The sequence below is a fragment of the Brevibacterium marinum genome (assembly GCF_011927955.1).
In the GTDB taxonomy this organism is placed as follows: Bacteria; Actinomycetota; Actinomycetes; order Actinomycetales; family Brevibacteriaceae; genus Brevibacterium; species Brevibacterium marinum.
Genome location: NZ_JAATJN010000001.1, coordinates 3,337,821 through 3,364,085, shown reverse-complemented (window position 1 = coordinate 3,364,085; position 26,265 = coordinate 3,337,821). Strand labels below are relative to the sequence as shown.

Sequence of the window (26,265 nt, the reverse complement as noted above, 5' to 3'; positions counted from 1 at the left end):
TCACAGATATCTCGCAAGGCCGCATCTCAATATGACAGTTCAGAGTCGCCATGAGTCTTCGTGTGACGATCAAAGTCGAACAGTGACGGGCGCTCGTCAGCAACAGCCCCACGGGCCCTAGATTGCTCAACGAAACTATGACAGCGCTGGCCATGTTCGCCAGCTCCGATCACGCAGATTCCGATCACCCAGATGAGGGAGACCCATGACGCAGTCCTCCGTAGCGGAGACGAACACCCAGGACCCACCTCGGCGGCTCCTGGACGGGAAGAAGAGGGTCCTTGCATCGGCCTTCGCCGGCACCACCATCGAGTGGTACGACTTCTACCTCTACGGCACCGCGGCGGCACTGATCTTCAACGTCCAGTTCTTCCCCAGCCACAGCGAACTCGGCAGCAGCCTGGCCGCGTTCGCGAGCCTCGCGGTCGGGTTCTTCGCCCGTCCGCTGGGTGGCATCATCGCCGGCCACCTGGGCGACCGAGTCGGACGCAAGGCGCTGCTCGTCGTCTCTCTGCTGTCCATGGGCATCGCTTCGACTCTCATCGGCCTGGTGCCGAACTTCGAGTCCATCGGCTGGTGGGCCGCGGCTGCACTTGTCGTCCTGCGGATCGTACAGGGGCTGTCGGCCGGGGCGGAGTGGGGAGGATCCGCACTGCTGTCTGTCGAACACGCTCCCGCCCGCAAACGCGGACTGTTCGGATCCTTCACCCAGATCGGATCCGCCGCCGGAATGCTGCTGGCCACCAGCGCCTTCTTCGCCGTTCAGAGCCTGCTCACCTCGGAACAGTTCGAGGCATTCGGCTGGCGCATCCCCTTCCTCGCCTCGGCACTGCTCGTGGCACTGGGACTCTGGATCCGCCTCGGCGTCTCCGATGCACCCGAATTTCAGGAGCTCAAGGCTTCCGGCAACGTTGCCAAGGCGCCTCTGCGTGATGTCCTGATCAGACACCCGCGGGTCCTCCTCGTCACGATCGGACTTCGCCTCGCGCAGAACAGCGTCTTCTATCTCATCACCGTGTACATGCTCAGCTACCTGGCAGAGAACAGAGGCGACTCGACCTCCGGAGTCACTGCCGTCATGATCGCCTCCGCCATCGGACTGTTCACCGGACCGCTGTGGGGCTGGGTCTCCGACCGGATCGGACGCAAGCGCGTGACCATCGGAGGCCTCATCGGCGTAGCCGCCTTCGGGTGGATCTTCTTCGCTTTCCTCGATGCCGGTCCGCTGGCCTTCCTGCCCATCGTCGTCATCCTGGGCATGAACCTCGCCCACGACGCCGTCTACGGACCCCAGGCGGCCTGGTTCGCCGAACAGTTCCCCATCGAGGTCCGCTACTCGGGGGTGAACATGGGGTACCAGCTGGGCACCGTCATCGGCGGCGGGATCATGCCGATGATCGCGGCTCTGCTCTACGTCGCCGGGGGCCACTCACCGTGGTTGATCTGCGGCTACCTCACGCTGCTGTGCCTGCTCTCACTCATCGCGGCAGTCGGGGCGAAGGACCCCGCGCGAGACCTGGCCGTCGACGATCGAACCGGTGAACGCCCTGCGAAGTGAACGCCCGGCCGGGTGAACGCACGGACCGACCGGCCTTGCTGCCCGACCGGCCGCAATGTCCGACCGGCCACGCTGCCCAACCGAACTCATCGCCCACCGATCACCCTGCCCGACCGATCACCCTGCCCGACCGCGAACACGCGGCCCCGCTTTTGATATCTGCACCGACAAGGAAAGAGACACCCCATGACGAAACCGATCATTCTCAACGCCTTCGACATGATGACCCCGGTCCACCAGTCACCAGGACTGTGGCGGCACCCCGAATCCCGGGTCGAGGAATTCACCCAGCTGAATTTCTGGACCGACCTCGCCAAGACACTCGAAGAGGGCGGGTTCTCCTCCCTGTTCCTCGCCGACATCCTCGGCGTGTACGACGTCTACGGAGGCAACGCCGACGTCACCAACCGCGGGGGAGTCCAGTTCCCGCTCCTCGACCCCCTCGTTGCAGTGCCCGCCATGGCCGCGGCGACGAGCACGCTGGGCTTCGGTGTGACCGCCTCGGTGACCTACGAGAAGCCTTACCTGCTGGCGAGGACGCTGACGACCCTCGACCACTTCACCGATGGGCGCGTGGCCTGGAACATCGTGACCAGCTACGTGGACTCCGCGGCCCGCAACCTGGGACTCAAGGGCCAGATCCCGCACGATGAGCGCTACGACCGGGCCGACGAGTTCATGGACGTCATGTACAAACTCCTCGAAGGCTCCATCAGCCCCGAAGCCCTGCGCGCCGACGCCGAGGCAAACACCTTCGTCGACCCCGAGCAGGTCCACGACATCAACCACGAGGGCAAGTTCTTCACCGTGCCCGGTCAGGCGCTCGCCGTTCCCGGACCGCAGGGAACCCCTCTGCTGTTCCAAGCCGGTGCCTCCAAGCGGGGGCAGGAATTCGCCCTCGACCACGCCGAGGCGATCTTCTTCTCCGGCCCCATCCCGCAGATCCTGCGCGACTGGGTCGACAAGGTCCGCGACGGCCTCGAAGAACGCGGACGGGCCCGCGACAGCGTGAAGATCTTCGCGCTCGCCACCGTCGTCGTCGACGACACCGACGAAGCCGCCGAGGCCAGGCTGGCCGACTACACGCGCTACGTCGACACCGAATCGGCCCTTTCCCTCTTCGGAGGCTGGACCGGCGTCGACCTCTCCGGCGCCAAGCCCGAAGACTCGCTGGAATACGTCGCCACCGACGCAAACCAATCCGCGCTCGCCTCCTTCACCACCATGGCGGGTGACAAGACCTGGACCATACGTGACCTCGCAGAGTTCGTCGCCATCGGCGGACGCGGACCCGTCATCACCGGTTCACCCGCCACGATCGCCGACGAATTCGAGCGCTGGATGGACGAGGCCGACATCGACGGTTTCAACATCGCCGCAGCCGTCCGCCCAGCCGACGCCGAACGCTTCGCGAAGTACGTCTCGCCCGAACTGCGCCGCCGCGGACTGCTGCCCGAGCCGGTCGAGGGCGCCACTGTCCGGGAGCAGCTCACCGGGCAGGGGCCTCGCCTGGCCGATGACCACAAGGGAGCCGGATTCCGTTTGGGTGCCGACGCCCTGGTGTGAAGTGATGCCCCGGCCGCGGGGCGGCAGCATTCTACTCGGCGTGGTTGTGGGCAGATGGTCGAAGATTCCGATTCTTTCAACCGTCTGCCCACAATCACCGGCAGAGTATCGCCCCGTCGGAGGCGTTGGGCGGCGCGAGGTCACCCGGATGCGAGGTGGCTTCTGAGCAATCGTCCGAATTGCGTCATATTGGTTCTCTTCGACACTCTCAGCACCGTCCACCCCTCGGCAGTCAACGCCTCGAGTCGTTGATTGTCTGCAGCGAACTGATCGTCGGATCGTCTGTGGTGGTCGCCCTCGTATTCGATCGCCACCTTGGACTCGGGATATCCGAGATCCGGGTGAAGAACAGCGGGGATGACCGGGCAGTCGATTTCCGGATGGATGACAGGCTCCGGGAAACCGTGACGGATCAGCCAGAGTCTCAACCAGGTCTCCCGCGGAGAATCGACGTCCTCGCGAATCAGGTCAAGGGCCTGCTCTGCAGTCCGTCTGTCCCGAATGCGGTCACGGGCAGCGACTTCACCCCTCAGCGCCGAGAGCGAGGTGAGCGGTCCGTTGGTCCACCGGCCTATGGCCGCGTCGCCGATCGCCGTGAGCTGGTCAACCGTCACGATCGGTGCAAGTTCGATGAACAGCTGTGGGACGGAGATCAGAGGCAGCTCGAAGAAGCTTGAGACTCTCAAGCCACCATAGCGGTGGACCACCACGCCACGGCGCGACTTCGAAGCGTTGAGCGACGAGGTGGTCACGTGGATACGGCCCTCGTCCATACCGGGTGGAAGCGGGAGTCCGTAGAGGCGAGCGGCGGTGACATTGCAGGCCGCGACGTCGTCGTAGAGTCGGAGCAGGGCCCGCAGATGCATCTGCTTCAGCGCCCACTCATGATCGGCCCACAGCGGAGCGATGACCTCGGTCGCGGGCTGCGTGTCGACCCACACTCCATGGTAGAGCTTGCGGTAGCGAGGATCGGTCTTCAGCCGATAGAGAGTGAGACCCAGACTCGGCGCCTGATGGCGGGTGAAAGGTACGGGGGCGGTGATGAATTGCACCGGCCGATTCCCCGTGAGCCGGTGCTGGCTCGGCGTCGCCGAGGTCGTGGATCGTCTGGAATTGCGAGTCGTCGTCATAGCCCAAGACAGTGACACTGTTCAGACGCCAACAGAACAGCTGCGCAACTTCCTGTGGACGGTGCTCTGGCATCCACAGGCCGTATGCACTCCAGTGGTGCCGCTCGCCAAGCGGCCTGTGCACCCAGGTCGAGGATCTCCTTAACCAGCCCACCGGGCGCGAAGCTCGTTCAGTGGACCGCAGCTGGCTCATCGCCGGCTCGTGGTCGTGGGCAGATGGTCGAAATATCCCCAAGAATCGACCGTAAGTGGACTATGACGGATCGTGCGGCAGCAGTGCAGCGGAAACAACGTCGGCAGCGGCGGAACCAGAGTCGCTGCCGTTCCTCTGCTGCCTGCGCTGCCTGGTGGGTGCCTGCGGTGGAGGGGGAGAAGGTTGCCTCGGCTGGAGGGGAAAGGCCGCCTGAGCTGGAAAGGGGGAAAGGCCGCCGGAGGATATGCTCAGCGCACCTGTCCATCGCATCGAGAACTTAATGGTATGCCAAATACTTCAAAGCCTCGAATGTGTTGTGAGGCACGTGACCAGCGGCGGAACACCTCGAACGATCACTGTAGCTAAGCCGAATATCGGCAGACCTCGCCATGGTGCCATTGCGCATCACATGTGACTCAAGTTACGCTGATATCGACAGAACTCGCCGCCACAGCGCTGTGATCCGAGATTTGGTATCCCAGCGATGTGCATGTCAGATTAGAGCGAACCACATGGCAACGACTGAGACCGCACACGAATCCGCGCCCAACTGGATGGGCCCCAGCCCCGAACAGTTGGCAGCGCACCGCATCAGTCCCCGGTTCTACAACGCGGACCTGGCGCCCAGCAAGAAGGAAGGCCGAAGCTGGACCGCGTACAGCGTCTTCACCCTTTGGGCCAACGACGTCCACTCCCTGGGCAACTACGGCTTCGCCCTCGGTCTCTTCGCGCTCGGCCTCGGTGCCTGGCAGATCCTCGTCGCGCTTCTCGTCGGCGCCGCTCTGCTCTTCTTCCTGCTGACCCTCTCGGGCTTCATGGGGCACAAGACGGGAGTGCCCTACCCGGTGATGAGTCGCATCGCCTTCGGCATCCACGGTGCCCAACTCGCGGCTTCCGTGCGCGGCGTCGTCGCGATCGCCTGGTTCGGCATCCAGACCTACCTGGCCTCGAGCGTGCTCAACGTCCTGCTCATCACGCTCATCCCGGGCCTGCAGACCTGGGCCGACACCGAATTCCTCGGACTCTCCGGCCTCGGCTGGTTCTCCTTCAGCCTCCTGTGGGTCATCCAGGTCGTCATCGTCAGCTACGGCATGGAGATGATCCGCAAATACGAGGCGATCGCCGGACCGATCATCCTCGTCACCTTCCTCGCACTGGCCGTCTGGATGCTCTCCCGCGTCGGCTTCTCCATCTCCTGGGCCCGCGACGGCGCCCTCTCCGGGTGGCCGATGTGGATGCACATCCTCGGCGGGGGATCTCTGTGGGTCTCGATCTACGGCACGTTCGTGCTCAACTTCTCCGACTTCACCCGCGCCGCGAAGAAGAAGGGCTCCATCGTCGTCGGCAACTTCTGGGGCATCCCGATCAATATGCTCGTCTTCGGCCTCGTCGTGATCTCGCTGGCCGGCGCCCAGTACAAGATCGACGGCACCGTCATCACCTCACCGGCAGACATCGTCCAGACGATCGGCAGCCCGATCCTGCTGGCCCTGGCGTCACTGGCGCTGCTCATCCTCACGGTCGCGGTCAACCTCATGGCGAACTTCGTCGCACCGACCTATGCGCTGACGAACCTGTTCCCGCGCCACCTCAACTTCCGCAGCGCCGCTCTCATCAGCGCGATCATCGGATTCGTCATCCTGCCGTGGAACCTCTACGACTCACCCGTCGTCATCGTCTACTTCCTCGGCGGACTCGGCGCACTGCTGGGACCCCTGTTCGGCATCATCATGGTCGACTACTGGGTGGTCCGGAAGACGAAGGTCAACGTGCCCCAGCTCTACACCGAGGCGGGCGACGGCGAGTACTTCTACCACCGGGGAGTGAACTGGCGTGCGATCGGCGCGTTCATCCCTGCCTCGGTCATCTCGCTCGTCTTCGCCCTGGTTCCCGCGTTCGCCGGTCTCTCGGAGTTCTCCTGGTTCAGCGGTGCCGGACTCGCGGCGATCATCTACTTCGTCATCGCCCGCCGGAACTTCACCTTCCGCGAGGTCGACGGCGAGGAGATCGCCGTGCCGACCACTCACTGATCGAGCGCACACACTGATCGAGACCACACCATTCTGATTGAGAGCGCACCATGAGAATTCTCGTCGTCAACGTCAACACCACGGAATCGATGACCGAGGGCATCGCCGGCGCGGCGCGGGAAGTCGCCGCGGCGGACACCGAGATCATCGGACTCACTCCCAGCTTCGGAGCGGAGTCCTGCGAAGGGAACGTCGAAAGCTATCTCGCGGCCCTGGGCGTCATGGATGCGGTGATGAAGCATCCCGGCGAGTTCGACGCCGTCATCCAGGCCGGGTACGGCGAACACGGGCGCGAGGGACTGCAGGAGCTCCTCGACGTGCCCGTCATCGACATCACGGAGGCGGGTGCTGCCCTGGCGATGTTCCTCGGCCACCGGTACTCCGTGGTGACCACCCTCGATCGCACCGTTCCGCTCATCGAGGACAGGCTGCTGCTGGCCGGGCTGAGTGCGCGCTGCGCCTCGGTGAGGGCCTCGGGAATGGCCGTGCTCGAACTCGAGAACCACCCGGATCGTGCCGTGGCCGCTATCGCGGATCAGGCCGCCGAGGCGGTCGATCGTGACCGTGCCGAAGCGATCGTCCTCGGGTGCGGGGGTATGGCGGATCTCAAGCAGATCATCGTCGATCGGTGCGAGGTGCCCGTCGTCGACGGGGTCACCGCCGCGGTGAAGCTGGCCGAATCGCTCGTGGGGCTGGGACTGAGAACCTCGAAGGTCCGCACCTATGCACCGGCTCGGCCGAAGCAGCTGAGCGGGTGGCCGTTCAACGCAGCGTGATGCAGCCGGCTGCCCAGCTAGCTCGGCGCGTCGTGATCGTCTGTGCCCGCGCCATCGACTGAATCGTCGCCGGTGCCCGAGCTCGCGTCCTCGCCGACGCCCCGCGCCAGGCGCTCCTTGTGCTTGTCGTGCTGTTCCTGACTCGTGCCGAGATGACGGGCGGCGAGATCTTTGACCTTCGCCTGATCTCGATGGGCGATCGCGTCGTAGAGCTGGGCGTGCTCGGTCGCGACGAAGTCGAGGTCGTCGTGCTGGCTCAGCTGCCAGCGCATGCGGGAGTCGAGGAGTTCACCGATCTCGACGAGGAGCCGGTTGCCCGAGAGCTCGGTGACGATGGCATGGAAATCCGCGGCAGAGCGATGGGCACCGACCGCGTCGCCTGCCTTCGACAGTTCCCTGCCTTGGGCCATCGTGGCCTCGAGCCTGGCAAGCCCCTCCCGATTGTGTCGCTGCGCGGCGAGCTCGAAGGACAGGACGTCGAAGACTGCCCGCACCTCATTGAGGTCGGCGATGTCACTGGGGGAGAATTCGCGCACGGTCGACCAAGTGTTCGGCCGATTGACCACGAGTCCTTCGGAGGCGAGCTGCTTGAGCGCCTCGCGGACGGGCACTCGGCTGACGCCCAGTTCGGTCGCGAGATTCCTCTCGACCAGCCTGCTTCCCGGCAGCCTGTCGCCGTCGATGATCTCGTCGCGCAGCACCTCGGTGACGCGCACGGTCTCGGAGCGCTTGCTGTCGCTGTCCGGGCTGTCGTTGTTCTTCACGCGGTCATTCTCCCACCAGTGTTCGTCAACGCTTCAGCCGAGCTCGCCGACACAGAGGCCGGCGGCCGGCGCATCGACGTTCAGCGCTTCATCGCCCGGCCGAGGGTGTCGAGGCCGACCGATCCCAGATTGAGGGCCTTGGTATGGAAGGCCTTGAGGTCGAAGTCGGCTCCGGCTTCGGTCTTGGCCTCGTCGCGGAACTGCTCCCACAGCCGCTGGCCGATCTTGTAGCTCGGTGCCTGTCCCGGCCAGCCGAGGTAGCGGTCGAGCTCGAACGCGAGGAAGGACCGGTCCATGGCGACATTGTCCGTGAGGAACTGCCAGGCCTTCTCCCGGTCCCAGATCCCACCGCCGAGGCTGGCCGGGGCTTCGAGTCCGAGGTGGAAGCCGATGTCGAGGACCACCCGAGCCGCACGCAGGCGTTGGGAGTCGAGCATGCCCAGATAGTCCCCCGGGTCGTCGAGGAATCCGAGGTCGGCCATGAGCTTCTCCGCGTAGAGGGCCCAGCCTTCACCGTGGCCGGAGACCCAGCACATGAGGCGACGCCAGCGGTTGAGGGTGTCGGAGACGTATGTGGCCTGGCCGACCTGCAGGTGATGGCCGGGCACGCCTTCGTGATAGACGGTGGTCTTCTCCTGCCAGGTGGCGAACTCGGTGACGCCGTCGGGCACCGACCACCACATGCGGCCCGGACGGGAGAAGTCGTCGGTGGGTCCCGTGTAGTAGATGCCGCCGGTGGCGGAGGGAGCGATCATGCATTCGATCGTGCGCACGGGCTCGGGAATGTCGAAGTGGGACTGGCCGAGCTCGGTGATCGCCTCGTCGGCGACCTTCTGCATCCACTCACGCAGCCCTTCGGCCCCGTGCAGCGTCCGCTCGGGATCCGCATTCAGTGTCTCCATGACCTCGAAGAGGTCGGCGCCGGGCTGAATCCGCTCGGCGACGCGTCGCTGCTCGGCATCGATGCGCGCGAGCTCCTCGAGTCCCCACGCATAGGTCTCGTCGAAGTCGACCTCGGCGCCGAGGAAGTTTCGGGAGTGCAGGGCGTAGGACTCGCGACCGCAGGCCTCGTTCTCGGGTGCGGCCGGCAGGATCTCCGAACCCAAGAAATCGGCGAGGCCGGAGAACGACGCACGGGCCGCCTCGGCGTGGGTGTCGAGGTCGTCGCGCAGCGCCGATGGCACTTCGGTGGCACCGGCGACGAGCAGGTCGAAGCTGCTTCCCGACTCGGCCAGCGTCCGGGCCTGCTCGATGACCTTCTCGACCTGGATGCGGGCGGAGACCTGGCCGCGGCTCTTGGCCAGTGACAGGGACTCCTGGTAGCCGGCGACGGAGTCGGGCACGGCGGCCATCGTCGTGTCGATCGTCTCCCAGTCCTCGGCGGTCTCGGTGGGCATGAGGTCGAAGACGTCGCGAATGGACTGCAGCGGGGACTCGATGACGTTGAGGCTCGAGTGATCCAGACCGGCCTCATAGTAGTCGCGGTCGACCGACAGGCGCTCGCGCATCGCATCGATGGTCACGAGATCGACGTCGTCGAGCTCGGCCGACTTCTCGGCTTCGGCGAGCTTGGCCAGGGTCTCGACGGTGAGATCGTTGGCAGCTGCCAGGCCGGCGGGGGAGAAGTCGTCGAAGCCCTTCGCCCCGTCCAATCCGAGGTAGAGGGCGAGCGAGGGGGAGAGGGCGAGTGATCTGTCGACGTATTCTTCGGCAACGGCATCGATGGCCGAGGGCGTTCTCTTCTGGGTCATGTACCTCACCCTATATGACTGAGAACACAGCCGTCGTTGACGAATCGATCGCCGATGGCCGGCCGTCCCGGCGGTGGGAGGCCCGGAGGGGCGGAGCGAGATCACAGACCGGCCTGCCTGACCCGCACGGGTCACCGTATAGCATGGACAGGTTCCCGCCCTGATCACAGCGGACCAGTCCGGGGGCTCATCATTCGACAGGAAGAGAGACTGATCTTCAGTGGCACGGGCACAGCTATGGACCAAGGACTTCATCGTCGGCATCGGTCTCAACCTGGCGATGTCGATGGTGTTCTACCTCCTCATGACGTCCATGGCCGGATATGCCGTCGCCCGGTTCGCCGCCGGAGAGGCCGCAGCCGGATTCGCGTCCTCGTCCTTCGTCGTGGGCGCGGTCGTCGCCCGTGTGCTGACCGGGAAGTACCTCGACTTCATCGGCCGCCGCAAACTGCTCATCATCACGATGGCGATCTCGATCCTCGCCTCCGTCGCCTATATGTTAGCCGACACCCTGGTGTGGCTCTTCGCCATCCGCATCATCCACGGCATCGCCTTCGGGGCCGGCAACACGGCGATCATGACGGCGATCCAGAGCGTCATCCCCTCCTCCCGCCGAGGCGAGGGCACCGGATACTTCGGTACGGCGACCACCCTGTCCACCGCCCTGGGCCCGTATCTGGGCGTGGTGCTTCCCCGTGCCTACGACTTTCCCATGCTCTTCGCGGCCTCGGCGATCATGTCGATCGTCGCCTTCAGCCTGTGCTTGATCATCAGGCTGCCCAAGCAGGAGCTCAGCGACTATCAGCGGCGCAGCAAATGGCACCTCAAGCTGTCCACCCTCGTCGACCCTGCGGGTCTGCGCATCGGCGCGATCATGCTCATCGTCGGAATCGCCTACGCCGCTGCGCTCGTGTTCCTCGCGGGCTATGCGGCCGACAGCGGGGTTCCGGCGGCAGCGTCACTGTTCTTCGTCGCCTTCGCCGTCGCCTCCCTGGTCGCACGACTGTTCGTCGGCCGCCTCCAGGACGTCCTCGGCGACAACTTCGTCATCTATCCGGTGTTCGCATTCAACCTCGTGGGCAATGTCCTGCTGGCCATGTGGCCGACCATGCCCGGGATCATCCTCGCCGGAATCTTCGTCGGCCTCGGCTTCGGCTCGCTCATGCCGTGCATGCAGGCGATCGCGGTGAAGTCCGTGGCGATGGCGCGAGTGCCGGTGGCCACCTCTTCCTTCTTCCTCCTCCTCGATGCGGGCTCGGGGATCGGGCCGATCATCCTCGGTGCCATCAAGCCGCTGACCGGCGGCAGCGGAATGTTCATGCTCTGCGCCGGGCTCGTCGTCCTCGGCGCTGTGGTCTACACATTCGTCCACGGCCGTTACCGAGGCGGCCGCCCCGGACGCGAGTTCCTCGGCTGAGGGCGTCCCGACCGGTTCCTCGTGTCGGGCGGGCACGGTAGCCTGAGCACAACGTTCCCATCACCGGCTGGTAAGGACCGACCATGAAATTCGCACTCGCGCAGATCAACTCGACCACCACGGTTGCGGACAACCTCGACAAGGTCAGGGACTACGCCCACAGGGCCGCCGAGGCGGGTGCCGAGTTCGTCGTGTTCCCCGAGGCCACGATGTCGGCCTTCGGTCCCGGACTGCGCCGGGTCGCCGAGGAGCAGGTTCAGTCGTGGAGGACCGAGATGGCGCAGGTGGCCACCGCGGCCGGCCTGAGCGTGATCGTCGGTGAGTTCGCGATCTCGGGTGAGAAGGTGATCAATCTGCTCGCCGTCTACTCGCCGAACGGTGAGCGTCGGGACTATGCGAAGATCCACCTCTATGACGCCTTCGGATTCAAGGAGTCCGACACCGTCGTCGCCGGTGAGGATCCCGTCGTCATCGATCTGGGTGGCGAAGACGTGGGGCTGACCCTGTGTTACGACATCCGGTTCCCGAAGCTGTTCGCCGAGCTCAGTCGCCGAGGTGCCAGGCTCGCCATCGTCTCCGCCGCCTGGGGAGCGGGGAAGGGCAAGGTCGAGCAGTGGCAGACCCTCGCCCGGGCACGTGCGCTCGACAGCAATATGTTCGTCGCCGCCCTCGGCCAGGCCGATCCCGAGGTCAGCGGTGTCGAGGTGCCGAAGAAGGGGCCCACTGGTGTCGGCCACAGCCTCGTCTCCGACCCATTCGGCCACGTCATCTCCTCACTCGAGGGCGACGAGGCCCTCGAGATCGTCGAGGTGGACCTGGGCGGGGCAGACAAGGCCGCCGAGGCGATTCCCGTGCTGACGAACGCGAAGCTCGGGTACTGACGAACGCGCGGCTCGGGGTGCTGAGGAAGAGTCGAGGAGATCCAGGCCCCCGGCTGGGAATGTGCCGCAGAACACGATAGTTGCACTTGAGGCAAAAATGCACCGAGTGCAATAATGTGATTATGCATTTCACATCTTCCGGCGAACCCACGCGCGCAGACTCTGCTCCGGCCGAGTCTGCCGACGCCGGCGGCGACGCCGAACAATCCGAAGGGCTGCGGGAGCGGAAGAAACGCGAACGCGGTCAGGCTCTGCGCCAGGCCACCCTCGACCTCGCGCTCGAGAACGGCTACACCAATGTCACCGTCGAAGACATCTGCGAACGCTGCGGAGTCTCACGACGCACCTTCTTCAACTACTTCTCAAGCAAAGAGGAAGCCCTGCTCGGTCGCGCCGACACCGTCTTCGACGAGGAGGATCAGCCCGATATCGCAGCCTTCGAGGCAGGTGGTCCGAACGGACGGCTCCTGGCCGATCTCCAACATCTGCTGGCCTCGGTGATTCGGACTCGCCTGGGCAAGCGCGACGAGATGCACCAGTATCACCAGCTGATGAAGCAGGACCCCTCGCTCATGCAGGCTCAGATGTCGCGCATGGGCAACAACGAGCGTCTGTTCCGGGAGATGATCCAACGTCGCCTCGATGGGGGAGCGCTGAACACCGGGACTCGAGCTGTCGATGAGAAGCCCACGGACGAGGAAGGGGTGCCGGTCTCGACCCGCGCCGAGGCTCTGGCCGCGCTGGCGATGATGTCGATCAAGGCGACGTTCATACGTCTGCGCAAGGTCGAGGGCGATCCCGCCCCGATCATCGACGAGCTGTTCGGGGAACTGCGAAACATCTTCGAGGAGGAATCCGCATGAGCTCAGCCACCGCAGCACCTGCGAAGGAACCGATCGTCCTGACCAAGAAGACGATCGTCCTCATCTTCTCGGCTCTCATGTCCGCCATGTTCCTGGCGACGCTCGACCAGACGATCGTGTCGACGGCCATGCCGACGATCGTGGGCGAACTCGACGGCGTCGAGCACCAGGCCTGGCTCGTCACCATCTATCTGCTGGCGATGACCATCGTCATGCCGCTGTACGGAAAGTTCGGCGATATGTGGGGCAGGAAGATCATCTTCCTCGTCGCGATCGCGATCTTCGTCGTCGGCTCGTTCGGATCCGGCATGTCACAGAACTTCTGGGAGCTCATCGCCTGGCGCGGCTTCCAGGGCCTGGGCGGCGGCGGTCTGATGATCCTGTCACAGGCCATCATCGCCGACATCATCCCCGCCAGCGAGCGCGGCAAGTACATGGGACCACTGGGCGGACTGTTCGCGATCTCGAGCGTGCTCGGCCCGGTCCTGGGCGGATTCTTCACCCAGCACATGGACTGGCGCTGGTGCTTCTGGATCAATGTCCCGATCGGCATCATCGCCTTCTGCATCGCCCTCTTCGCGTTGAAGCTGCCCAGCCACAGGTCGGACAAGAAGGTCGACTTCCTCGGCATCGTCTTCATGGTCATGGCCACCTCACAGCTGATCCTCGTGACCAGCTGGGGCGGGCACGACTACGACTGGAGCTCGCCGACCATCATCGGCCTCATCATCGGCACCGTGGTCTCTGCGCTCATCTTCGTCTTCGTCGAGTCCAAGGTCAGCAACCCGATCATCCCGATCGGCCTGTTCAAGAACCCGACCTTCGTCCTCTCCACCAGCATCGGTCTGCTGCTGGGACTGGGCATGTTCTCCGCCATGGCGTTCCTCCCGACGTTCATGCAGATGGCAACCGGCACAGACGTCACCGGATCCGGACTGCTCATGCTCCCGATGATGGCAGGCGTCATGCTGACCTCGATCGTCTCGGGCATCATCGTGTCGAAGACGGGCAAGTACAAGATCTATCCGCTGTTCGGCACTCTCATCGCCGGTCTGGCCCTGGCGTGGATGACGACAATGACGGCGGACACCTCGATGGTCCTCATCGGATGCATGATCTTCACGATGGGCTTCGGCCTGGGCCTGGTCATGCAGATCATCGTCCTGGTCATCCAGAACTCCGTGGCTCCGGAGATGGTGGGCACCGCGACCTCGACGAACAACTACTTCCGCGAGATCGGCGCCTCCGTGGGCACGGCGCTGTTCGGCTCGATCTTCACCTCCCGACTGGCCGACAAGGTCGGCGAGGCGATGTCGCAGGTCCCGGGCGGTGCCGGGTCGGGTGGGCCGACCACCGACTCGCTGACCCCGGAGTCCGTTTCCTCGCTGCCCGGTCCCATCCACGATCTGGTCGTCAGCGCCTATGCCGATGCCCTGGCGCCGTCGTTCTGGTACATGGTGCCGGTGTTCCTCATCGCGTTCGTCCTCGCCTGGTTCCTGCCTCAGCTCAAGCTCTCCGACGTCGCCGGAATGGTGGCTCGCGGTGAGGCCGTGTACGGCGATGACATGGGCGGGGCCGAACGCGGCGTCGTCAGCGCCTCGAGTGAGGATGCGACCACCGCAGGACACACGACCACGGCGACCGGACATTCGGCCACGGCGGATGCGGCGGTGGAATCGGAGGGATCGTCCGCCTCGGCGGTGGCCGGCAGACGAGGTTCGCAGCGATTGAGCACGGTCAGCGTCGAGGACGGGCACGGTCCGCTGACCACCCCTCATACGGGGCCGGGCGCCGACCTGGACAAGGACCAATACCGTCTGAAGTGAGGCGACGAGGAGCGGGGAAGCTCAGCGTCCCAGCGTCTGAGTCCAGGAGTGGGGGAGGGGTCTGCGGACATTGCGACGTGGGGCATTGAACCCGGCGCGATCGCGTTTGTCCGTCTCCATCTGGTCGAGCGCCGCCACCTGATCGGCTGCGTAGGCGAGTGCCACCTGGCGGATCGCCACGACTGCGGCCACGGCGGCGGCGCTGGCCATCTCATCGCTGACGGGCTGACCGTCGTGTGCTCGCACCTGCGATCGGTCTTCGACCGATGCGGTGGTGTCCGCTTCGGCACCGAACGCCTCCGCCGACACCGCATCAGCGACCGATTCGGTGTCGGCCTCCTGCACATCCTCGCTCATAGTGGGATGTTACCGTGCTTGCGCGCGGGAGCGTCAACATGCTTGTTCTTCAGCGCCCGCAGACTGCGCACGATGCGGCTGCGCGTCTCGCTCGGTTTGATGACCGCGTCGATGTAGCCCTCCTCGGCCGCCCGATACGGGTTGAGAAGCGCATCCTCGTACTCCTGGATCAGCTCCTCGCGCAGCCCCTCGACGTCTTCACCGGCCTCCTCTGCGGTCTTGAGCCTGCGCCGGTAGACGATGTTCGCAGCACCCTGGGCGCCCATCACCGCGATCTGCGCGCTGGGCCAGGCGAGGTTGATGTCGGCGCCGAGCTGCTTCGAACCCATCACGCAGTACGCGCCGCCGTAGGCCTTGCGTGTGATGAGCGTGACGAGCGGGACCGTGGCCTCTCCATAGGCGTAGATGAGCTTCGCTCCACGGCGGATGATTCCGCCGAATTCCTGGTCCGTTCCGGGCAGGAAGCCGGGCACGTCGACGAAGGTGAGGATCGGAATGTTGAAGGCATCGGCCAGGCGCACGAAGCGAGCGGCCTTCTCCGAAGCATCGATGTCCAGGGTCCCCGCCAGCTGCATCGGCTGGTTGGCGATGACGGCGACGCTGACTCCCTCGACGCGTCCGAATCCCGTGACGACGTTGGGTGCGAAGAGTTCGGAGACCTGCAGGAACTCCGCGTCGTCGAGCACGGTGGTCACGACGTCGAGGATGTCGTAGGGCTGGGACGGCGAGTCCGGCACGAGTGCGTCCAGGGCCTCGTCCTCGGCACCGGTCGACAGATCCGATTCGAACTCGTCGGCATCGGCGGGATCGAGGTTGTTCTGCGGCAGGAACGACAGCAGGTCGCGTGTGTAGTTCAGCGCGTCCTCCTCGTCGCTGGCCAGGTAGTGGGCGTTGCCGGAGACGGTGTTGTTCGTCCGTCCGCCGCCGAGCTCCTCGTGGCCGACCTCCTCGCCGGTGACGGTCTTGATGACATCGGGACCGGTGATGTACATGTGGCTGATCTGATCGACCATGACCGTGACGTCGGTCAATGCGGGAGAGTAGACGGCGCCGCCGGCCGAGGGCCCCATGATCAGCGAGATCTGCGGGATCACACCGGAGGAGGCCACGTTGAGGCGGAAGATCTCGGCGAACAGGGCGATCGAGCCCACGGCCTCCTGGATCCTGGCACCACCGGAGTCGTTGATGCCGATGATCGGGCAGCCCAACTTGAGCGCGAGCTTCTGGACCTTGACGATCTTCCGGCCGTTCGCCTCGGCCAGCGATCCGCCCAGGACGGTGAAGTCGTGGGCGAAGACGGCCACGGTCTTGCCCTCGATCGTGCCCAGACCGCAGACGACGCCGTCACCGTCGGGCCGGTTGTTCTCCATCCCGAACTGGTGGTTGTGGTGGCGCGCGAACTCATCGATCTCCTGAAACGAATCCTCGTCGAGGAGCGCTTCGATGCGTTCGCGAGCGGTCTGTTTGCCGCGCTTGTGCTGGTTCTCCACCGACTTCACATTGCCGGTGTGGGCCGCATCCCGGCGCTGGACGAAAGCGTCGATGCGCTCATCTGTTGTACGTGGGGTATCCGTCATGCCTCCACACTAACGACGGTCGGTGCGATCATTGTGCACTCCTGCCAAAAGAACCTAAAGTGGACTGGTGAACAGCCAACACAGTCCCTTCCTCATCGATGTTGATTACCTTCGCCGCAAGGCCGCGGATCGAGGCTTCGATCTCCCCACCGTCGTCTGGGACGATGTGTGCCCGTCGACGAACGACGAGTTGGCTTCGCTGGTTCGCGGACAGTCCACGCTCACCGGACCACCCGCGGATCGCTTTCGCCGTATCGCTGCTTCGGAGAGCACAGACCTCGCCGAGGTGCCTGCCGAGTTCTGCATCTGCGGCACCGATCATCAGAATGCCGGTCACGGCCGTCTGGGACGGACCTGGACGGTCCCCGCCCGACGGTCGCTGACGTTCTCGATCCTGCTCTCGCCCGGGGCCGTCTTCGACTCGTGGGGCTGGATTCCGCTGATCGCCGGTGAGGCAGTGAGGTCGGCCATCGCCGAGGCGGGTGTGCCCGCCGTACTCAAGTGGCCCAACGATGTCCTGACCGAGGACGGGAAGAAGCTGTGTGGGATCCTCGCCCGCGTCGAGGCTGTGCCGACAGGTCCGCGAATCGTCCTGGGAATGGGGATCAACACTCGGCTCCAAAGGGGTGATCTGCCTCGTGAGAGCGCCAGCTCGATCGCTGTGGAAAAGGACACGGACGGTTCAGAAGTTGCTCATGAAGACTTGTTAATCTCGGTTCTGAGCACACTGATTCCTGCCTACAGGGAGCTTGTCGGGTATGACGAAGACGATTTCAGCCGCAGCGCAGTCGGCGATGAGGTGCGTGCGAACATGGTGACGCTCGGAACTCAGGTCCGGGTGGAGCGACCCGATGGAAGCCGACTCTTCGGACGAGCCACAGGGCTCGACGCCGGCGGCGACCTCATCATCGACGATGACATCTGTGTCAGCGCCGGCGACGTCCATCACCTGCGACAGGCCGAGGAGGGCGCATCGACCGAAGCCGGAGGTCGCCGATGACAGGGATTTCGGACTTCACCGCCGAGTTCGACGTCGTCCCCGACCGGTCGCAGGCAGCCGGAGACGACAACGACAGCGCCGAGGTGCGACCCGACGGGCATCGCGCCGAGGGGAATCGTACCGAGGGCGAGCACAATGCCTCGATTGCGGCCGACACATCGGAGGAGCACAGCTCCTCTGCTGCGCGGGAATCGACGGACTCGGCCGAAGATGCCGATTCGACCGACGATCCGGACACCGCCGAGTACGTGGCGGACGCGGACGACGCACCGGCCGCGGATCACGCACAGGACGCAGGTCAAGGACACGATACCGAACGCAGACGGGATGCCGAGAACCGAGCGGACTCGGGACTCGGACCGAATTCGATTCCGATGATCACCGAGGACCGCATCGATGCCTCACCGAATGCCGCCGAGCCCCCGGCCGCCTCGGCGCCGCCCTCCGTTCCGGGGATCGAACACGGGGACGAGGATCTGCCTGCCACCTCGGCGATGAACCTCCCACGGGCCGAGGAACTGGGGACGGACGAGGCGACGTCCGCGCAGACGGCGGGAGGCGACTTCTCCGACGGACTCCACGAAGATCCGCGCACCGCGGCACTGCAGATGCTCGACGATGACGATGACGACGAGGATGAAACCGTCTACGAGACACGCAGCGCCGCCGAACGCCTCGAGGAGATACTCCTCGACGGCAAACGGGTGCTCGATCGACGTGAAGCGGCGAAGCTCGGTGGCATCTCCACGGTCTCGGCGCGCAAGATGTGGCGGGCATTGGGGATGTCGCAGACCGACGAGGCGGAGAAGGCCTACACGGTCAGCGACGCCCATGCCCTGCGAATGTGGGCGAAGCCCGTCGCCGACGGCCTCATCGATCAGAGCACCGCGCTGTCCCTGGCCCGCGCGATCGGTCAGACCACCGACCGCCTGGTCGTGTGGCAGATGGAGACCCTCGTCGACTTCCTCACCGAGGAGAAGGGTCTGACCGACCCCGAGGCCCGGCGCGATGCGCTGCGGGTCGTCGAGGACATGGTCGACCCGCTGCAGATGATGCTGACGTACTCCTGGCGGCGCAACCTCGCCGAAGTGATGGGTCGGCTCAATGTCAATGTCTCCGATGGTCTGGCAATCGACAACAGGCAGGGGTGGTACGACTCCTCGATGCCGTTGGCACGTGCGGTCGGCTTCATCGACCTCGTCTCCTACACGCGTCTGTCGCAGAAGATGGAGCCGCGGCAGCTGGCGAACCTCGTCCAGGAATTCCAGGGCATGGCCTACAACATCGTCGCGACCGGGGGCGGCCGGGTCATCAAGACCGTCGGCGATGAGGTGTTCTTCGCCGCCGAGACTCCGCTGGGCGGTGCGGAGATCGCCATGACCCTGATGGAGAAGGTGAGTGCGGCCGAGAACCTTCCGCAGGCGAGGGTCGGATTCGTCTGGGGCAGGGTCCTGTCACGTCTGGGCGACATCTTCGGCTCGAGCGTCAACCTGGCCGCCAGACTCACCGCCGTCGCCGACCCCGGAACGATCTTCACCGATGAGGACACTGCCCGTGTCCTCTCCGCTTCGGACGCCTACGTGTTCGAGCGGAGAGAATCCCTGTCTCTGCAGGGACTGGGGGAGACCGGCATCGGTGAGATGAGGCGCGGCACAGCGGCGCGGATGCAGCTCGACCTCGACGACGACGAGAGCTGAGCGAGCGGCCACACGGTCGGGGCACGTGGCACGATGACGTGGCTTGAGCAGTCCGGGCGGATGGTGTCGGGAGGCACCGGCGCTCTCACTCGGAACAGTCGGTCGAGGATTAGACACCTGCAGTGCGAGCTATTCCCAGCGAAGATATGACATGTGAAGTGGCCCGGAAGTGCGATCACCGGATTCCGGCAGGACAGCTTTTACCCCCGGTCACCCAGCGACCCGGCTACCCAGCGACCCCGTTACATGGTTACCGAGCTACCGGTTGCTCGGTCACCCGTCTGGTCAGAACAGCGCGGTGTCGTCGTCATCGTCATCATCGTGGGAAACGATGACGGCGTCGTCGGAGTCCATCTTCGACCGAGAGATCTCTTCCTTCGCCTCATCGAGCCCGTGTCCACCATCGAGATCGAGACCGTCGAGGCTCGTCGCCAGTCCCTGAGACCGCGACTCCTCGGCCTTCCCCGACGACACGGCACCTCCAGTTCCGGCACCGCTGCCGGTCCCGGTACCACCGGATGCGCCACCTTCGGTCCCGGTACCACCGGATGCGCCGTCGATCGCGGTCTCGGCCTCGCCGAGGCGCGGGAGAGCTCCGATGACGTCGATCTTCGATTCGAGGGGTGAGCCCGTGGCATCGCGTTTGGACGACTCGGCCGGCAGAGTCCTGGCACCACCGGCATGAGCCGCCGCCTGCGGAGAGTCGCCGACCCAGGCCAGGGACAGCTCGGTCTCGCCCTTGAGGAACTTATGAGCCCGCACGCCGGAGGTTGCACGACCCTTGGTCGGGAACTCGGAGAAGTCGCTGACCTTGATCGACGACGAGGGAGCACCATAGAAGTTCTCACCGCTGGCGACGGTGACCACGGCGAACGAGCCGATGCTGGTGTCGGCGTCGCCGTCCTCATCGGTCTTGGCATCCTTGGGCGTCATGCCGAAGAAGAGAGCCCGCGCATCGGCGGCGACCTTCATCCCTGCCACACCCGAGGCAGTCCAGCCCTGAGCGCGCAGGCCCGAGGCGTCGAAGGCCAGCAGCTGGGCGTTCGAAGTCACGAACACGGCCAGGGAGTCATCGATGTTCTCCGGCTGAGCAAGACCGACGACCTTGTCCTTGCCTTTGAGGGTGATCGCCTCCCATTCGCTCTTGTTCGGACGGCCGGCCACGGATACCCGCTTGACGACGCCGCCTGCGGTTCCGAGGGCGAATTCACGGTCGAGGTCGACGAGCCCCAGCACGGACTCGTTCTTCTCCAACGCCACGTAGTCGGCGATCTTGACTCCGCCCGCGACGTTCGGTCTGGTCGCGGCCGGCGGCAGGGCCGGCAGATCGACGACATCGACCACATGCAGGCGGCCCAGCGAAGTCACCGCTCCGATGTTCCCCTGAGTCGTCGACACGAGTTCGGAGCGCAGGGCGTCATGGCTCGAGCGCTTGCCGATTCGCTGCAGCGCGGTGGCGTCCGCGGTGCGCGCGATCCGCCCCGATGTCGACAGCAGGACCCGGCACGGGGAATCGGCTATCTTGAGGTCCGTCTGAGCCTTCCTGCCCTTGGCGCTCAGTTCCTTCATCGATCCTTCGATGAGGACCGTACGCCGAGGCGAGCCGATGACCTCCGCGGTCGCCTCGAGCTCGGTGGCGACGAGTTCGCGCAGTTCGGCCTCATCGGCGAGCAGGGACTCGAGGTAGTCGATCTTCTTCCGCAGTTCGTCGCGCTCGGCCTCGAGTTCGAGACGCGAGAACTTCGTCAGCCGACGCAGCTGCAGGTCGAGGATGTAGGTGGCCTGCAGCTCCGAGAGCTCGAAGACGTCCATCAGTCGAGTGCGGGCCGTGGGCGCATCATCGGAGGAGCGGATGAGCTGGATGACCTCGTCGATGTCGAGGATCGCAATGAGCAGTCCCTCGACGAGGTGGAGGCGGTCCTTGGCCTTGCGCAGCTGGAAGACGGTGCGACGTCGGACGACGTCGATGCGGTGGGCGAGGTAGACGGTGAGCAGCTCGCGCAGCCCCAGCGTTCGCGGCTGACCCTCGACGAGGCAGACGTTGTTGATGCTGAAGGACTCTTCGAGCGGGGTCTGCCGGTAGAGTTCGGCGAGCACAGCCTCCGGGTTGAACCCGTTCTTGATGCCGATGACCAGGCGCATCCCGTTCTTGCGGTCCGAATAGTCGTCGATCGAGGCGATGCCGGTGAGTTTCTTCGCTCCGACCGCGTCCTTGACCTTCGCCACGACCTTCTCCGGCCCCACGAGGTAGGGCAGTTCGGTGACGACGATGCCCTTTCGGCGGGCGCTGATGTTCTCGATCGAGACCGTGGCGCGGGTGCGGAACGTCCCGCGCCCCGACTCATAGGCATCACGGACCCCATCGAGCCCGATGATCCGCCCGCCGGTGGGCAGGTCCGGTCCTGGGACGAAGCGCATGAGCTCGGACAGGCCGGCCTCGGGATTGCGGATCAGGTGGCAGCAGGCGGCGATGACCTCACCGGGGTTGTGCGGGGCCATGTTCGTGGCCATGCCGACGGCGATGCCGGAGGTGCCGTTGATGAGCAGGTTCGGGAACGCGCTGGGCAGCACTTCGGGCTGGGTCAGGGTGTTGTCGTAGTTGCCGACGAAATCGACGACGTCCTCATCGAGGCCGGCGATCATCTGCATTGAGGCCTGGGTCAGTCTGGCCTCTGTGTAACGTGGGGCGGCAGGTCCGTCGTCGAGGGATCCGAAGTTGCCGTGGCCGTCCACGAGCGGCAGGCGCATGATGAAGCCCTGGCTCAGGCGGACCAGCGCGTCGTAGATCGCGGTGTCGCCGTGCGGGTGGAGCTTGCCCATGACATCGCCGACGATGCGGGAGGACTTCACATGTCCGCGCTCGGGGCGCAGACCCATGTCGCCCATCTGGTAGACGATGCGTCGCTGGACGGGCTTCAGTCCGTCGCGTGCATCGGGCAGTGCGCGGGAGTGGATGACCGAGACCGCATATTCGAGGAACGAACTCTCCATCTCGGATGAGACGTCGACATCGATGACTCTGCCTTCGGTCATGGAACTCCTTTTGACGCACGAATTTTCCGCTCCGGATGCTCTCTCACGCACCGAGGCGGCGCACGCGAAACGGAGAGCACCTGTCGATTCTAGCGTTCGATTTGAGTTCTACGGCTCAAGCCGGGATTTCGGGGGCGTCCGTGTCGGCTGGGGGAGTGCTGACGAACGCGTTCAGGCGCTTACGGCGGCGCTCCTGTGCCACTTGAGGAAATGAGCGATGAATACTTCGACGCTGGGCCGATCGGCGGTGCCCGCGATCAGTTCGGAGACCATCATTCCCATGATGGAGCTGTTGATCGTGCGCGCCATCTCGGCGTCGACATCGGCCAGTCGCATGACGAACTCGTCGATCTTGCGCATGTTCTTCTGCTTCGCATCCACTGCTTCGTCGGGCAGTGCGGGGTCGAGGCTGAGCATGATCATCGTGTAGAACCGGTTGCGGTCGGCAGTCAGCCAGTTCATGCAGAAGTCGACGGTGATGACGTCGACGGGCTTGCCGCTGTCGCGCAGCAGATCCGGCAGACGCTCGAGCTGCTGGGAGTTGAGTTCGCCGATGCGCTCCATGATCCCGGTGACCAGGGCGTCGCGGGTGCGGTAGACGTTCGATGTCGAGCCGACCGGCAGCTCGGCCAGGGCGTCGACGGCCCTGTGGGTGAGTCCGCGAACTCCTTGTTCGGCGACGACGGCGATCGCGGAGTCGGTGACGACGTCTCTTCGTGAAATCATTTCTTTCAGGCCTCACTCTCATGGGGCACCCGCAACGCAGGTGTCGTGGAACGGTGGATGGCCAGCGGCTGGCCACAGACTATGGCCGATGTTGTCGACCACGCACTTAAACACGAATTCATAACGTTTCGTGCCGAACGGATACAGACACTACCTGGAATGGAGAACAATTGGTATAAGACTCGCCAAACTGCCAGTCGGTTCTCACTAAACGGGCACATCTTCGTCTCCCGCTTGTCATTTCATGCGCATACGCTCACCGGAATTCACCGTCCTCGAGCTCGGTCGCCGAAGACCTCGTGCGCCGTCGGCGAGCATGTCGTATGCGGTCGGCGATCACGTCGTCCGACGGCCGCCGGCCCCTTCGCTGATCACGTCGTGCAACGGTCGCCGGGGCATCCGCTTCGCCGGTCGCACGGTCTCAGCTGAGCAGTCTGCGCGTCGTGTCGATGCGCGCGGAATCCGTGAGCAGATCTATTCGCACGCTCAGCAGGTGACCCTGTGTCACTGTGGCGACCATCGGGTGGATTTCGAGCTCGAGGATCTGCGGATGCCTCTCGACGAGCACGGAGAGACGTTCGAGCACGTCCTTGAGCGGATCGATGTTCACCGGAGGCAACCCCCGATAGCCGAACAGCCTCGGCGAGGACTTGACCGATCGGATCATGTCCTCAGCGTCCTTGTCCGTCAGCGGCGCCACACGATGTTCGACATCGCCGAGCAGCTCGGTCGTGTCACCGGCCAGAGAGAAGGACAGCAGCGGTCCCAGCAGCCGATCCTCGCCGGCACGGATGACGCAGGGGACTCCCGGAGGCGCCATGGCCTGGACGTCGACGAGGGGCTCCTCGTCATCGAGCAGGGAGCTGATGGTCTCCTGGATGGCGTGGAAGTCCTCGCGCAGCTCCTCCGGTGAGTCGATGTTCAGACGCACACCGCCCAACTCCATCCGGTGGCGCAGGGTAGAGGACACCGCCTTGAGCGCGACCGGATAGCCGATCTCCTCGGCAGCGGCCAGCCCCTCGTCCACCGAGGCGGCCGTGATGTGGGGCAGAACCTCGATCCCGTAGCACGAGAGCAGGGCACCGGCCTGATCCCGTTCGAGTCGGACCGGCTTGCCGGGCCGGGCATCGGCGAGCGCCGACTCGACGATGGTGCGCACACCCTTGTCGTCGAGGTCCTCGACATCGAGGAAATGACCATGGTCGGCCGCGCGCCAACGCGCATAGTCGGTGGCCCTGGCCAGTGACCAGACGGCGTCTTCGGGGCCGACGTAGCTGGGCACCGTGTGCGAGATCCGGGCACCTTCACCCTCGCTGAGATGCGTGGTCAGCTCGTCCTGGACGCCCTTGATGCCGAGGAAGCAGGCCACGGTCGTCTTCTGCGAACGGGCGGCCGCCTCGGCGAGGTGGGAGGCGATCTCGGTCTCCTCGGCCCCGGCCGAGGGGGTGAAGGTGACGACGACGGAGTCGATGTCCTCGCGAGCGTACATCGCCTCGACCTCGACTCGGAAGGTCTCCGCCTCGACCTCGGGATGCAGCGACATCGGCTCGGCCTCGACGTGCAGACCTTCGGCGCGGGCGCGCTGGACGACGAGGGTCGCCATCGCCGCCGAATTGCCGATGACGCCCAGGCGCCTGCCCGCCGGGAGGGGCTGGGTCGAGAACACCTGCGTGAGGTCGAAGAGCTGGTGGATCGTATCGGCCCTGATCACCCCGGCCTGCCCGAGCACCTGATCGAGGGTGTTCGGTGCCAGGGACGAGGTGCGCACGATGTGCCCGGGCGGCAGCTCCCTGCCGGTGAGGTCGGACTTGATCACGACGACCGGTTTCACACGGGAGACCCGGCGGGCGATGCGGGCGAACTTGCGCGGGTTGCCGATCGACTCGAGGTAGAGGCCGACGGTCTTCGTCGCAGGATCCTCCTCCCAGTACTGGAGGACGTCGTTGCCGGACAGGTCCGCGCGGTTGCCGGCGGAGACGAACGTGGAGATCCCGAGTCCGCGCTTCTTCGCCGCCGCCAGCAGGGCGGTGCCCAGCGCGCCCGATTGGCTGAACAGCCCGAGGGTGCCCGAGGCGGGCAGGAAAGGCGCCAGTGAGGCATTGAGCGCGATGTCCTCGGATTCGTTGACGAGGCCGAAGGAGTTCGGTCCGACCACGCGCATGCCGTAGGCACGTGCCGTCGAGACCATCTGCCGCTGCAGCTCGGCTCCGGCCTCTCCCGTCTCTGCGAATCCCGAGGAGATGACGAGGACGGCCTTGACCCCGTGCGCCGCGCACTCCTGGACGACCTCGGTGGCCGATTCAGCGGGCACCGCGATGACGGCGAGGTCGGCCGTGCCCGGCAGATCGTCGAGGCTCGGGTACGCCCGCACACCGGCGATCTGGTCCGCCTCGGGGTGGACGACCCACAGGTCGCCGGTGAACTTCGCCGAGGTGATGTTGCGGATGAGGAGATGACCGGTGGAATTGCGTTTGCGGCTGGCGCCGATGACCACCACCGAGGCGGGGTGGAGGACCGTGCGCACGCTCAGGGCCTCGGCACGGTGCTCCCGTGAGGCCTGGACCTCGATCGACCGTGCCGTCGGGTCGATGTCGAAGTTCACGGCCACGACGCCGTCGTCGAATCCACGCGAGACCTCGTAGCCGGCGGCCTGGAAGACCTGCAGCATCGAACGGTTCTGAGGCAGCACCTCGGCGGTGAATCTGGCGATGCCCAGGTCCCGGGCCGCGGCGGCCAGGTGCTCGAGGAGGATCGAGCCGATCCCTCGCCCCTGGTGGGCGTCGGCGATGTTGAAGGCGACCTCGGCGGTCGTCGAGGAGATCTTGTCGAATCTGCCGACGCCGATGATGTCCGACCCCACCAGCATGATCATGGCCACACGGTCACGGTGATCGACGGTGACGAACCGGTCGAGATCGCGTTTTGGCAGCCGTGGCAGCGGGGCGAAGAAGCGCAGATAGACGGACTCCGGCGACTGTGCCTCGTGCATCTTCGACAGCGCCTCGGCGTCGTCGGGAACGATGGGACGCAGATGGGCGGTGCCGCCGTCGCGAAGGACGACATCGGCTTCCCATTCGGCTGGATAGTTTTCCATGCTCCCAGCATAAGCGCCACGATTCG

General features: G+C 65.1%; 18 protein-coding genes. 10 read left to right on the top strand and 8 right to left on the bottom strand.

From position 1 onward, the window contains the following. Positions 1-205: 205 nt before the first annotated feature. Together BKA07_RS15015 and BKA07_RS15010 are read left to right on the top strand one after the other, a co-directional pair. A complete protein-coding gene (locus tag BKA07_RS15015; protein ID WP_167951597.1) occupies positions 206-1,558 on the top strand; it encodes an MFS transporter in 1,353 nt (450 codons plus the stop codon). 186 nt (positions 1,559-1,744) lie between these two features. Next, the gene (locus BKA07_RS15010) at positions 1,745-3,124 is read left to right on the top strand and encodes an LLM class flavin-dependent oxidoreductase (protein ID WP_167951596.1); all 1,380 of its coding nucleotides are present in this window, start codon (positions 1,745-1,747) and stop codon (positions 3,122-3,124) included. A gap of 140 nt (positions 3,125-3,264) precedes the next feature. On the opposite strand, the gene BKA07_RS19385 is transcribed toward BKA07_RS15010, so the two are convergent. Continuing rightward, positions 3,265-4,176, bottom strand: coding sequence for an endonuclease domain-containing protein (locus tag BKA07_RS19385; RefSeq protein ID WP_245161971.1), 912 nt, complete (start codon positions 4,174-4,176; stop codon positions 3,265-3,267). Positions 4,177-4,959: 783 nt separating this feature from the next. On the opposite strand from BKA07_RS19385, the gene BKA07_RS15000 reads away from it, so the two are divergent. Beyond that, the gene (locus BKA07_RS15000) at positions 4,960-6,477 is read left to right on the top strand and encodes an NCS1 family nucleobase:cation symporter-1 (RefSeq protein ID WP_167951595.1); all 1,518 of its coding nucleotides are present in this window, start codon (positions 4,960-4,962) and stop codon (positions 6,475-6,477) included. A 50-nt stretch (positions 6,478-6,527) separates the two neighbouring features. Next, entirely contained in the window at positions 6,528-7,253 is a 726-nt protein-coding gene (locus BKA07_RS14995) for an aspartate/glutamate racemase family protein (RefSeq protein ID WP_167951594.1), read from the top strand. 17 nt (positions 7,254-7,270) lie between these two features. Here BKA07_RS14995 and BKA07_RS14990 read toward each other — a convergent pair whose 3' ends face one another. Together BKA07_RS14990 and BKA07_RS14985 are read right to left on the bottom strand one after the other, a co-directional pair. Continuing rightward, positions 7,271-8,017, bottom strand: coding sequence for an FCD domain-containing protein (locus tag BKA07_RS14990; RefSeq protein ID WP_167951593.1), 747 nt, complete (start codon positions 8,015-8,017; stop codon positions 7,271-7,273). Positions 8,018-8,097: 80 nt separating this feature from the next. Continuing rightward, positions 8,098-9,768 (bottom strand): DUF885 domain-containing protein, encoded by a 1,671-nt coding sequence (locus tag BKA07_RS14985; RefSeq protein WP_167951592.1) that lies wholly within the window; start codon positions 9,766-9,768, stop codon positions 8,098-8,100. A 220-nt stretch (positions 9,769-9,988) separates the two neighbouring features. On the opposite strand from BKA07_RS14985, the gene BKA07_RS14980 reads away from it, so the two are divergent. The 4 genes from BKA07_RS14980 (at position 9,989) to BKA07_RS14965 (ending at position 14,755) form a co-directional block, all read left to right on the top strand. Then, positions 9,989-11,185, top strand: a complete 1,197-nt coding sequence (locus tag BKA07_RS14980) for an MFS transporter (RefSeq protein ID WP_167951591.1) — start codon at positions 9,989-9,991, stop codon at positions 11,183-11,185. An 83-nt stretch (positions 11,186-11,268) separates the two neighbouring features. Further along, complete coding sequence (locus tag BKA07_RS14975; RefSeq protein WP_167951590.1) at positions 11,269-12,066, top strand: carbon-nitrogen hydrolase family protein; 798 nt, start codon at positions 11,269-11,271, stop codon at positions 12,064-12,066. A gap of 122 nt (positions 12,067-12,188) precedes the next feature. Next, positions 12,189-12,929, top strand: a complete 741-nt coding sequence (locus tag BKA07_RS14970) for a TetR/AcrR family transcriptional regulator (protein ID WP_167951589.1) — start codon at positions 12,189-12,191, stop codon at positions 12,927-12,929. Continuing rightward, on the top strand, positions 12,926-14,755 hold the full coding sequence (locus BKA07_RS14965) for an MDR family MFS transporter (protein WP_167951588.1): 1,830 nt from the start codon (positions 12,926-12,928) through the stop codon (positions 14,753-14,755). The genes BKA07_RS14970 and BKA07_RS14965 overlap by 4 nt, the downstream gene beginning before the upstream one ends. Before the next feature lie 21 nt (positions 14,756-14,776). On the opposite strand, the gene BKA07_RS14960 is transcribed toward BKA07_RS14965, so the two are convergent. Then, positions 14,777-15,112, bottom strand: a complete 336-nt coding sequence (locus BKA07_RS14960) for a hypothetical protein (RefSeq protein ID WP_167951587.1) — start codon at positions 15,110-15,112, stop codon at positions 14,777-14,779. After that, entirely contained in the window at positions 15,109-16,689 is a 1,581-nt protein-coding gene (locus tag BKA07_RS14955; protein WP_167951586.1) for an acyl-CoA carboxylase subunit beta, read from the bottom strand. The genes BKA07_RS14960 and BKA07_RS14955 overlap by 4 nt, the downstream gene beginning before the upstream one ends. Positions 16,690-16,756: 67 nt before the next feature. Here BKA07_RS14955 and BKA07_RS14950 point away from each other — a divergent pair, with 67 nt between their 5' ends. Next, complete coding sequence (locus BKA07_RS14950; RefSeq protein ID WP_167951585.1) at positions 16,757-17,689, top strand: biotin--[acetyl-CoA-carboxylase] ligase; 933 nt, start codon at positions 16,757-16,759, stop codon at positions 17,687-17,689. After that, positions 17,686-19,386, top strand: a complete 1,701-nt coding sequence (locus BKA07_RS19380; protein ID WP_245161970.1) for an adenylate/guanylate cyclase domain-containing protein — start codon at positions 17,686-17,688, stop codon at positions 19,384-19,386. Before BKA07_RS14950 ends, BKA07_RS19380 begins: the two co-directional genes overlap by 4 nt. 285 nt (positions 19,387-19,671) lie before the next feature. Here the strand turns inward: BKA07_RS19380 and BKA07_RS14940 are convergent, their stop codons facing one another. The 3 genes from BKA07_RS14940 to BKA07_RS14930 form a co-directional block, all read right to left on the bottom strand. Next, entirely contained in the window at positions 19,672-22,419 is a 2,748-nt protein-coding gene (locus BKA07_RS14940) for a DNA gyrase/topoisomerase IV subunit A (RefSeq protein ID WP_167951584.1), read from the bottom strand. A gap of 171 nt (positions 22,420-22,590) precedes the next feature. Further along, positions 22,591-23,145 (bottom strand): TetR/AcrR family transcriptional regulator, encoded by a 555-nt coding sequence (locus BKA07_RS14935; protein WP_167951583.1) that lies wholly within the window; start codon positions 23,143-23,145, stop codon positions 22,591-22,593. Positions 23,146-23,566: 421 nt separating this feature from the next. Next, on the bottom strand, positions 23,567-26,239 hold the full coding sequence (locus BKA07_RS14930; protein WP_167951582.1) for a bifunctional acetate--CoA ligase family protein/GNAT family N-acetyltransferase: 2,673 nt from the start codon (positions 26,237-26,239) through the stop codon (positions 23,567-23,569). Positions 26,240-26,265: the final 26 nt, after the last annotated feature.

Excerpts from the sequence above, each read along its gene's own strand:
- BKA07_RS14940 (WP_167951584.1), bottom strand. The coding sequence starts at position 22,419 with ATGACCGAAGGCAGAGTCATCGATGTCGACGTCTCATCCGAGATGGAG.
- BKA07_RS15015 (WP_167951597.1), top strand. The coding sequence starts at position 206 with ATGACGCAGTCCTCCGTAGCGGAGACGAACACCCAGGACCCACCTCGG.
- BKA07_RS14975 (WP_167951590.1), top strand. The coding sequence starts at position 11,269 with ATGAAATTCGCACTCGCGCAGATCAACTCGACCACCACGGTTGCGGAC.
- BKA07_RS14985 (WP_167951592.1), bottom strand. The coding sequence starts at position 9,768 with ATGACCCAGAAGAGAACGCCCTCGGCCATCGATGCCGTTGCCGAAGAA.
- BKA07_RS14970 (WP_167951589.1), top strand. The coding sequence starts at position 12,189 with ATGCATTTCACATCTTCCGGCGAACCCACGCGCGCAGACTCTGCTCCG.
- BKA07_RS15010 (WP_167951596.1), top strand. The coding sequence starts at position 1,745 with ATGACGAAACCGATCATTCTCAACGCCTTCGACATGATGACCCCGGTC.
- BKA07_RS14930 (WP_167951582.1), bottom strand. The coding sequence starts at position 26,239 with ATGGAAAACTATCCAGCCGAATGGGAAGCCGATGTCGTCCTTCGCGAC.
- BKA07_RS19380 (WP_245161970.1), top strand. The coding sequence starts at position 17,686 with ATGACAGGGATTTCGGACTTCACCGCCGAGTTCGACGTCGTCCCCGAC.
- BKA07_RS15000 (WP_167951595.1), top strand. The coding sequence starts at position 4,960 with ATGGCAACGACTGAGACCGCACACGAATCCGCGCCCAACTGGATGGGC.
- BKA07_RS14995 (WP_167951594.1), top strand. The coding sequence starts at position 6,528 with ATGAGAATTCTCGTCGTCAACGTCAACACCACGGAATCGATGACCGAG.
- BKA07_RS14935 (WP_167951583.1), bottom strand. The coding sequence starts at position 23,145 with ATGATTTCACGAAGAGACGTCGTCACCGACTCCGCGATCGCCGTCGTC.
- BKA07_RS14955 (WP_167951586.1), bottom strand. The coding sequence starts at position 16,689 with ATGACGGATACCCCACGTACAACAGATGAGCGCATCGACGCTTTCGTC.
- BKA07_RS14965 (WP_167951588.1), top strand. The coding sequence starts at position 12,926 with ATGAGCTCAGCCACCGCAGCACCTGCGAAGGAACCGATCGTCCTGACC.
- BKA07_RS14960 (WP_167951587.1), bottom strand. The coding sequence starts at position 15,112 with ATGAGCGAGGATGTGCAGGAGGCCGACACCGAATCGGTCGCTGATGCG.